An 8873-nucleotide genomic window follows, 5' to 3' on the forward strand; every position below is an offset into this window, starting at 1 on the left:
CACCGCGGCCGCAACGCTGGAGGAGAGCGCGAGCCCACCCCCAACCCCTCCCGCACGCGGGAGGGGCGTTAGAAGTTATTCCGAATCGACGAGCACCAGTTCGGTATCCTCGATCGCCTTGATCTCGACCGTCTGGCCGCCGCCGATCGCGGCGCCGTCACGCGCCTTGAAGGGCTGGCCATCGATCTCGACCGCGCCGGTTGCGGGGACGAGATAGGCGTAACGCCCCTCCCCCACGCTATGCGTGATCGTCTCGCCGGCCTTGATCGTCGCGCCGAGCACCCGGGCATCGGCCCGGATCGGCAGGGCGTCCTTGTCCTCGGCGAAGCCGCTGGCGAGCACCGCGAACCTGCCGCTGCGATCGCTCTTCGGGAAGGGCTTGGCGCCCCAGCTCGGCGAGCCGCCCGTGCGCTTCGGCTCGATCCAGATCTGGAACAGTGTCGTCGTCTCGGGCTCGAGATTATATTCGGCATGGCGCACGCCGGTGCCGGCGCTCATCACCTGGACGTCACCCGCTCCGGTACGGCCTTCATTGCCCATCGAATCCTTGTGGGTGATGGCGCCTTTGCGGACATAGGTGATGATCTCCATGTCCCGGTGCGGATGCGCCGGAAACCCGGAGTTGGGCCCGATCTCGTCATCGTTCCAGACGCGGATCGCACCCCAGCCCATGCGGGAAGGGTCATAATAATTGGCGAAGCTGAAATGGTGCCGCGCATTGAGCCAGCCATGATCGGCATGGCCCAGGCTCTCGAACGATCTTTTCTCGATCATTGGGTGTCTCCCTAAAGAGCATGAAGTGGTTGCCGCCAAGATAGGGGCTGGGATCGCGCCGTAAATGGAAACGCTGGAAACTGATCGTTTCCCACATTAAGTTCCTTCCCGGAAACGGGGAGGAACTGGATGCGTCTGCCGGATCTCGAAGCCTGGGCAATCTTCGCCTCCGTCGTCGAGCACCGATCGTTCAGCGGTGCGGCGGATGCGATCGGCGTGTCCAAGGCGACGGTGTCGAAAGCCGTCACCCGGCTGGAGGCGCATCTCGGCCAGTCGCTGTTTCATCGCACGTCGCGGCGACTGACCCTGACCGAAAGCGGCAGGTCGCTCGCCGAACATGCCGCGCGCATCCTGGCGGAAGCGCTGGCGGCCGAAGAGGCGGCGCATGACGCGGCGACCGCGCCGCACGGCCTGATCCGGGTCACCGCACCGATGACGCTCGGGCTGGTCAGCCTGACGCCGGCCATCGCCGAATTCCTGGGCAATCATCCCGGCATCGAGATCGACCTGCATCTGTCTGACGCGAAGGTCGATATCGTGGCGGAGGGGATCGATGTCGCCCTGCGCATCGCCGACCTGCCCGACAGCTCGCTGCGCGCGCGGCGCCTGGGTCCGATCGCGATCCACATCGTGGCCGCGCCCTCCTATCTCGAAAAGCACGGCCGGCCGACCCATGCCGCGCAGCTGGGGGAGCATGCCTGTCTCGGCTATACCAATGTCACCGGGCCCTGGCGTTTCATCGGCCCGGGCGGCGCCGAGGTCGCGGTGCGGCCCGCGGGCCCGTTGCGGTCGAACAGCGGCGATGCGCTGTTGCCGGCGCTTCGGGCCGGGCTCGGCATCGGCATCCTGCCCGACTTCATCGTCGGCGGCGACCTGGCAACGGGCACGCTGGAGGCGATCCTGACCGACTGGCGCAGCCCGCCGATCGCGCTTCACCTGCTCACCCCGCCAGGCAATCTGCGCCCTGCCCGGGTCGAAGCCTTGATAAGTTTCCTTACCGAGAGATTTCGCAATAACAGCACCGCCGACGCCGCCAAAGCGGCCTGACAAGGGTTTCTAGGTGTAATTCCTGATCCGGGGAATCCCCACGACTCGTGGAGTCAGGCCGGTTAGCGAAGAATTAACCTTTTGCGTTCATTCCTGATCAGGTTAATAGTTTATGCAGGGTGCGTCGGGCCGTAGGGGGCATCGAGCGCCGCGAAGTGACAGGGGAACTGCCAGATGCGCGTGCTGCTGATCGAAGACGAGCCGACGACCGCCAAGGCGATCGAGTTGATGCTCACCACCGAAGGCTTCAATGTCTATACGACCGATCTTGGCGAAGAAGGCCTCGATCTGGGCAAGCTGTATGATTACGACATCATCCTGCTCGACCTCAATCTGCCCGACATGCACGGCTATGACGTGCTGAAGAGGCTCCGCGTCGCACGGGTGCAGACGCCGGTGCTGATCCTCTCGGGCATCAACGAGATGGACTCCAAGGTGCGCAGCTTCGGCTTCGGCGCCGACGATTACGTCACCAAGCCTTTCCACCGCGAAGAGCTGACCGCGCGCATCCACGCCGTGGTCCGCCGTTCCAAGGGCCATAGCCAGTCGGTCATCCGCACCGGCAAGCTCGCCGTTAACCTCGACGCCAAGACGGTCGAGGTCGATGGCAGCCGGGTCCATCTGACCGGCAAGGAATATGCGATGCTGGAGCTGCTCTCGCTCCGCAAGGGCACGACCCTCACCAAGGAAATGTTCCTGAACCACCTCTATGGCGGCATGGACGAACCCGAACTCAAGATCATCGACGTCTTCATCTGCAAGCTCCGCAAGAAGCTGAGCATGGCCTGCGAAGGCGAGAATTACATCGAAACCGTCTGGGGCCGCGGCTATGTGCTGCGCGAGCCGGACGAGGTCGGCACGCCGGTTGCCGAAGTAGCCTGATCGTCACGCTCCAAAAGAGTTTCCGGGCCAAAAGAGTTTCCGGGAGTGAAGGCCGCGGCATCGGGGGGTGCCGCGGCCTTTCGTTTTTTGGATGGGGGGTGACTGCCTCAAAATACTTCGTCACCCCGGACTCGTTCCGGGGTCCATCGACCCACAAACGCTACGGCAGCGGGTCGAACCCGAATCCCACCGCAAGATCATTCCACGCAGGGTTTTCCCGCTCGATCAAATTGATCCGCCAGTCACGCGGCCATTTCTTGATGGTCTTCTCGCGGGCGATCGCGCCGTCCATCGCGTCGCCGGCCTCGAACCAGTCGCCGGCCTCGAACCAGACGAGCCGCTTGATGTCGTACTTCTTGGTGAAGCCATCGAACGTCCCGTCACGATGCTGCTGGATGCGCCCGATCAGGTTGGACGTCACACCCGTGTAGATGCTGCCATAAAAGGCGCTTGCCATGATGTAGACGCAAGGTTGCCGCTCTCTCACGAACGGCAGTTATTGCGGAAACATGGATGCCGGAACAAGTCCGGCATGACGGTGTGGGTATGCTGAGCGCGCGCCCTCTCCACTACGTCACCCCGGACTTGTTCCGGGGTCCATCGAGCCGCAAACGCTACGGTAGCAAATCGAGTGCGAAGCCAACCGCAAGGTCGTTCCAGATTGGATTGTCGCACTCGATCAGGTCGGTCCGCCAATCGCGTCGCCACTCCCTGATCATCTTCTCACGCGCGATTTCGTCGTTCGGAACAAGTTCAGGATGACGGCAAGGGAAGCGGAACCCCTACTTCCGCACATACTCCTTGTGCCCACCGACCCAGGTCTCCTCCACCTTCGTCGCCCGAAGCTCGGTCGGGCTCGCCAGCAGCGGGTCGCGGTCGACGATGATGAAGTCCGCGCGCTGGCCGGGGGCGAGCCTGCCGAATTTGTCCTCGGCAAACCCCGCATAGGCAGCCGCGCCGGTGAATGCCCACCACGCCTGTTCGCGCGTCAGCTTCTCTTCCGGGCGCCAGCCGCCATAGGGCTGGCCCTCCGCATCCTGGCGCGTGAACGCAGCCGCCCAGCCGGCAAAGGGATCGGGACTCTCGATCGGATAGTCCGAACCGAATGCCAGCACCGATCCGTTCTTCAGCATCGACGCCCAGGCATAGGCGCCGGCCAGCCGGTCCGGCCCGAGCCGCGCTTCGGCCATCGCCCGGTCGGAGGTCTGGTGGGTCGGCTGCATCGAGGCGATCGTGCCATGCTGGCCGAAGCGTGGCAGATCGGCCGGGTCGACGATCTGGGCATGCTCGATCCGCCACCGGCGATCGCCCTTATAGGTTTCGGACAATTCCTCGATCGCATCGAGCACCTGCGCATTGGCCTTGTCGCCGATCGCATGGACGGCGACCTGGTAATTATCCATCGCCGCACGGCTCATCAGGTTGCGGATGACGTCATCGGCAAGGAAGCCGAGGCCGGATTCCTTCGGCGCGTCGCTGTACGGCGCCTTAAGCCACGCCCCACGCGAGCCGAGCGCGCCATCGGCATAAAGCTTCACCCCGCCCATGCGCAGGCGATCGGCATAAAGCCACAAGGTGGGGCCGGCGCCGCCGATCCGCACCGCCGTCTCGACCCCGCCGGCATAACTCATGATGCGAACGCGCAACGCACCCGCATCGCCCGCGCGGCGATAGCTGAGCCAGTCGTCGAGGCTGCTGCCCATATCGGCGGTCGCGGTGACGCCGAGGCTGAGCAGCTTGGTCTGCGCCTTGAGGAAGGCGGCGTCGCGATCCTTGGGCAAGGGCTGCGGCACCGCCTTGGTGACCAGTTCCTGCGCCGCATCCACGAACACGCCGTTGGGCAGCGCGCCGGTCTTCTCGATCCGCCCGCCCGCCGGCGAGACGCTCTTCGCCGTCACGCCGGCCGCCTTCATCGCGGCCGTGTTCGCCCAGCTCGCATGGCCGTCCACACGGGACAGCCAGACCGGGCGGTCGCTGACCACCGAATCGAGGTCGGCTGCAGTCGGGAAGCGGCCGAGCGCCCAGAGCTCCTGGTTCCAGCCGCCGCCGAGCACCCATTTCTTGTCGGGATTGGCCGCGACATAGGCGGCGATCTTCGCCTTGGCCTCGTCGAGCGATTTCGTGCCCGCCAGATCGAGCTCCACATCGCGGAAGCCGAGATCCATCACATGGCCATGTGCGTCGATGAAGCCGGGGAGAAGCACCCTCCCCTTCATATCGGCACGCCAGTCGAGCTTTTCCGGGCGCTTGTCGTTCGGCTGCATCAGGCGGATGACCTTGCCGTCGGGCGTCATCAGCAGGCCGTTGAAATGGATGACCTTGCCATCCTTGTCGAGCGTCATGCCGTTGACGTTATCGACGAGAGAGTCGGCAAGGGCCGGTGTGCTCAGGAGAAGCGCCGCGGTCGCGAGAATGCGGGCCGTCACCCCGGACCTGTTCCGGGGTCCACTGGTCCGCACCCGCGTCGCCCGGCAGTCTTGTGCAACCGTGGATGCCGGAACATGTCCGGCATGACGGAAGAAGTGCATCACCGGGGCAGCCTGCGGATCAGCGAGCTCGTGTCGTTGCGGCCCCCGCCCATCTTCTGGACGTCGGCGTAGAATTGATCGACCAGCGCCGTGACCGGCAAGGTCGCGCCGTTGCGCTTGGCTTCGTCCAGCGTGAGGCCAAGGTCCTTGCGCATCCAGTCGACCGCGAAGCCGAAATCGAATTTGTCCTGGCTCATCGTCGCCCAGCGATTGACCATCTGCCAGCTCGATGCGGCACCGCCGGATACGGCCTCGAACACCTTGTCGGTGTCGAGCCCGCTCGCCTGGGCGAACCGCAGCGCCTCGGCCACGCCCTGCACTGCCGCGGCAAGCGCGATCTGGTTGACCATCTTGGTCGTCTGGCCGGCACCCGCCTCGCCGATATGGACGATGCGCAGTGCATAGGCCTGCATCAGCGGCTCGGCGACGGCCATCGCCTCGGCGGTACCGCCGCACATGATGGAGAGCTTGCCGTTCTCGGCGCCTGCCTGGCCGCCCGAAACGGGCGCATCGACGACGAGCAGGCCCTTGGCAGCGCCCTCTTCCGCCAGCCGGCGGGCGATCATCGCCGAGACGGTGGTGTGATCGACGAACAGAGCACCGGCCGCCATCGCGGCGAACGCGCCGTCCTGGCCAAGCGTCACCTGCGCCAGATCGTCGTCATTGCCGACGCAGCTGAACACAGCATCCTTGCCCGCAGCGGCCTCGGCCGGGGTGGCGGCGACGGTGCCGCCATATTTCTCGGCCCAGGCCTCCGCCTTGGCGCGCGTGCGGTTGTAAACGGTGACGGTGTGGCCGGCGGAGACGAGATGCCCCGCCATCGGCGCGCCCATCACCCCGGTTCCGAGAAATGCGATGTTGCTCATGGCGACCGCGAATAAGGGGAGTTTCCGCGTCGCGCCAGATGAGAGTGACGCCTTGCACGCCGTAACGACCATTGCGGCTGGCGATTTCAGGGCCTACCTCGCCCGCTTATGGCTACCGAACCCCTGCCCGCCGCCGAAACGCTCCCGGTCACCCTTGCCGACGTCCAGGCGGCACATGCGCGGATCGCGCCGTCGATCGTCCGCACGCCGACCTTCATCAGCCAGACCCTGTCGAAGCTGACCGGCGCGACCGTGTATCTGAAGTTCGAGAATCTTCAGTTCACCGCAGCGTACAAGGAGCGCGGCGCGCTCAACACGCTGTTGCAGCTTCCCGTCGGGACAAAGGGTGTGATCGCCGCATCGGCCGGCAACCATGCCCAGGGCCTTGCCTATCACGCCAACCGCCTGGGCATTCCGGCGACGATCGTGATGCCGACGACCACCCCTACGGTGAAGGTGACCCAGACCGAGGGACATGGCGCGACCGTCGTGCTGTTCGGCACCACGTTCGACGCAGCCTATGCCCATGCTCGCGAGCTCGAGGCCGAGCGTGGGCTGACCTTCGTCCATCCGTTCGACGATGTCCGCGTGATCGCCGGCCAGGGCACCGTCGCGCTCGAGATGCTCGAGGACGCGCCGGCAATCGACACCTTCATCGTACCGATCGGCGGCGGCGGGCTGATCTCCGGCACGGCGACGGTCGCGCGGGCAGCCGGTCACCCGATCGAGGTGATCGGCGTTCAGGCCGAGCTGTTCCCGTCGATGTACAACCGGATCAACGGCACCGACCTGCCCTGCGCCGGCGATACGCTGGCCGAGGGTATCGCGGTGAAGGAACCGGGCGGGATCACCGCGCGCATCGTCGAGGCGCTGGTCGACGACATCGTCCTGGTGAGCGAGCGCAGCCTTGAGGAGTCGGTCAGCCTGCTCCTCCAGATCGAGAAGACAGTGGTCGAAGGTGCCGGCGCCGCGGGTCTCGCCGCGCTGATGCAGCATCCCGAACGCTTCAAAGGGAAGACCGTCGGCGTCATCCTGTGCGGCGGCAATATCGACACGCGGCTGCTCGCCAATGTGCTGCTGCGCGATCTCGCCCGGTCGGGCCGGCTCGCCCGGCTGCGCATCCGCCTTCAGGATCAGCCCGGTGCGCTGTTCAACGTCGCGCGCATCTTCGACGCCGAGCGCGTCAACATCATCGAAATCTATCACCAGCGCGTCTTCACGACGCTGCCCGCCAAGGGCCTCATCACCGATATCGAGTGCGAGACGCGCGACAAGGCGCATCTCGACCGGTTGATGGCCGCGCTTCGGCACGAAGGGTATGAGGTCAGTCCGGTCGAACTGGCCTGACGAACTGAATCATAGCTGCGACGAACCGATTCCGGCGACTCTATTCGCGAGTCGCCGGATGCGATAAGCTGTGCGTCAAGTCCGCCCAAGGCGTGAATCTCCAAGACTCAAAGCAACCGCGGCGTTAACTCTCTTTCATGGTAAAGCCGCTTTTCATCACGACTCAGGCGATTCATAACGGGGTCGAACCAGGCATCGGGCCGGGGTGGAAAAGGGGGTTGTAGGCGGTGACAGCGCCATTTCGTTTTCCGCGCTTCTTCGTGACGAGCCCGTCGCCCTGCCCCTATCTTCCGGGGCGCCAGGAGCGGAAGGTCTTCACCGAACTCAACGGCCCCCATGCGGGCGACCTGAACGACGCGCTTGGGCGGATCGGTTTCCGCCGCAGCCAGTCGGTCGCGTACCGGCCGAGCTGCGCGGGATGCACTGCCTGCGTTTCCGTCCGCGTGGTCGCGTCGGATTTCGTGCCCAACGGCACTCAGCGCAAGCAGATCCGCCGCAACAGCGACATGGAGGTCAACGCCTGCCGTCCCTGGGCGACCGACGAGCAATATCAGCTGCTCCGCCGCTACCTGTCCTCGCGCCATCCCGGCGGCGGCATGGCCGACATGGATGAGGGCGATTATGCCGACATGGTCGAGCATTCGCCGGTCAACAGCTACATCATCGAATATCGCGAGCCATCGCAGAACGGCGTGCGCGGCCGGCTGATCGGGGCATGCCTGACCGACCAGCAGGCGGACGGGCTGTCGATGATCTACAGCTTCTTCGACGCCGACCATCCGTTGCGCGCGGGCCTCGGCAACATGATCATCATGGACCACATCCTGCGCGCCCGTAGCATCGGCCTGCCCTATGTCTATCTCGGCTATTGGGTGAAGGGCTCGGCACGGATGGCGTACAAGACGCGCTATCGCCCGATCGAGGTGCTCGGACCGCATGGCTGGACGCTGCTGACCGACGAGGATGCGACCTACGCACCGCCGGCGCAGAAGAATGTGCTGATGGCCGACGAACTGGCGTGATCCCGGCCTGGAGTTGCGCGCGCCAAGCCTGATCCGCGACGAGCCTGGCCCGCGCGAACCGAAACCCTTCTTTTTTGTTCCCCGGCGAAGGCCGGGGCCCAGTTGGGGGACGACAGTGATGGGCGTTGCGCGTCATTACATCAGCCTTCCCAACTGGGCCCCGGCCTTCGCCCTACGAGATTCACACATGGTATAGTGCGTATCCTTGTAGCATCGTCTGAAGGCGTAAGAGGCCTTCGAGTATGACGACGGGTCCGGGTTTTCCATAATAGCCGGTCCAGCCGCCGAGGCGCGCGCAGATCCACGAGGCGAACGCGAGCGAGCCTGGTGGGTGAGGGTTTTTCTGCTTGTCGGTCTTGCCTTCGAGCGCGGCGTTGACCTTGGCCATAGCGGGTTCATCACCGGGA

At 64.9% G+C, this 8873-nt stretch carries 8 protein-coding genes and 1 pseudogene; 4 read left to right on the forward strand and 5 right to left on the reverse strand.

Annotation, left to right across the window (positions count from 1 at the left end; translation table 11 throughout):
- Positions 1-75: 75 nt before the first annotated feature.
- Positions 76-774, reverse strand: coding sequence for a pirin family protein (locus tag AC1DT7_RS22880; RefSeq protein ID WP_478038482.1), 699 nt, complete (start codon positions 772-774; stop codon positions 76-78).
- Between the two features lie 129 nt (positions 775-903).
- On the opposite strand from AC1DT7_RS22880, the gene AC1DT7_RS22885 reads away from it, so the two are divergent.
- Both AC1DT7_RS22885 and ctrA read left to right on the forward strand, forming a co-directional pair.
- Positions 904-1821, forward strand: coding sequence for a LysR family transcriptional regulator (locus AC1DT7_RS22885; RefSeq protein WP_478038483.1), 918 nt, complete (start codon positions 904-906; stop codon positions 1819-1821).
- Between the two features lie 174 nt (positions 1822-1995).
- Positions 1996-2703, forward strand: coding sequence for a response regulator transcription factor CtrA (gene ctrA / locus AC1DT7_RS22890; RefSeq protein ID WP_478038484.1), 708 nt, complete (start codon positions 1996-1998; stop codon positions 2701-2703).
- Positions 2704-2863: 160 nt separating this feature from the next.
- Here ctrA and AC1DT7_RS22895 read toward each other — a convergent pair whose 3' ends face one another.
- The 3 genes from AC1DT7_RS22895 to AC1DT7_RS22905 all read right to left on the reverse strand — a co-directional run bounded on the left by AC1DT7_RS22895 (position 2864) and on the right by AC1DT7_RS22905 (position 6097).
- On the reverse strand, positions 2864-3160 hold the full coding sequence (locus AC1DT7_RS22895) for a GIY-YIG nuclease family protein (RefSeq protein ID WP_478038485.1): 297 nt from the start codon (positions 3158-3160) through the stop codon (positions 2864-2866).
- Between the two features lie 325 nt (positions 3161-3485).
- A complete protein-coding gene (locus AC1DT7_RS22900) occupies positions 3486-5129 on the reverse strand; it encodes an amidohydrolase (RefSeq protein ID WP_478038486.1) in 1644 nt (547 codons plus the stop codon).
- Between the two features lie 101 nt (positions 5130-5230).
- Positions 5231-6097: an NAD(P)-dependent oxidoreductase gene (locus AC1DT7_RS22905; RefSeq protein WP_478038487.1), complete on the reverse strand. Its 867-nt coding sequence runs from the start codon at positions 6095-6097 to the stop codon at positions 5231-5233.
- 108 nt (positions 6098-6205) lie between these two features.
- Between AC1DT7_RS22905 and AC1DT7_RS22910 the strand changes: the two genes are divergently transcribed.
- Positions 6206-7444, forward strand: a complete 1239-nt coding sequence (locus AC1DT7_RS22910; protein WP_478038488.1) for a threonine ammonia-lyase — start codon at positions 6206-6208, stop codon at positions 7442-7444.
- A gap of 227 nt (positions 7445-7671) precedes the next feature.
- The gene (locus tag AC1DT7_RS22915; RefSeq protein WP_478038489.1) at positions 7672-8466 is read left to right on the forward strand and encodes an arginyltransferase; all 795 of its coding nucleotides are present in this window, start codon (positions 7672-7674) and stop codon (positions 8464-8466) included.
- 181 nt (positions 8467-8647) lie between these two features.
- Here AC1DT7_RS22915 and AC1DT7_RS22920 read toward each other — a convergent pair.
- A pseudogene (locus AC1DT7_RS22920) lies at positions 8648-8873 on the reverse strand (hypothetical protein); the annotation flags it as partial.

The sequence above is a fragment of the Sphingomonas sp. P3_C6 genome, from assembly GCF_056402595.1.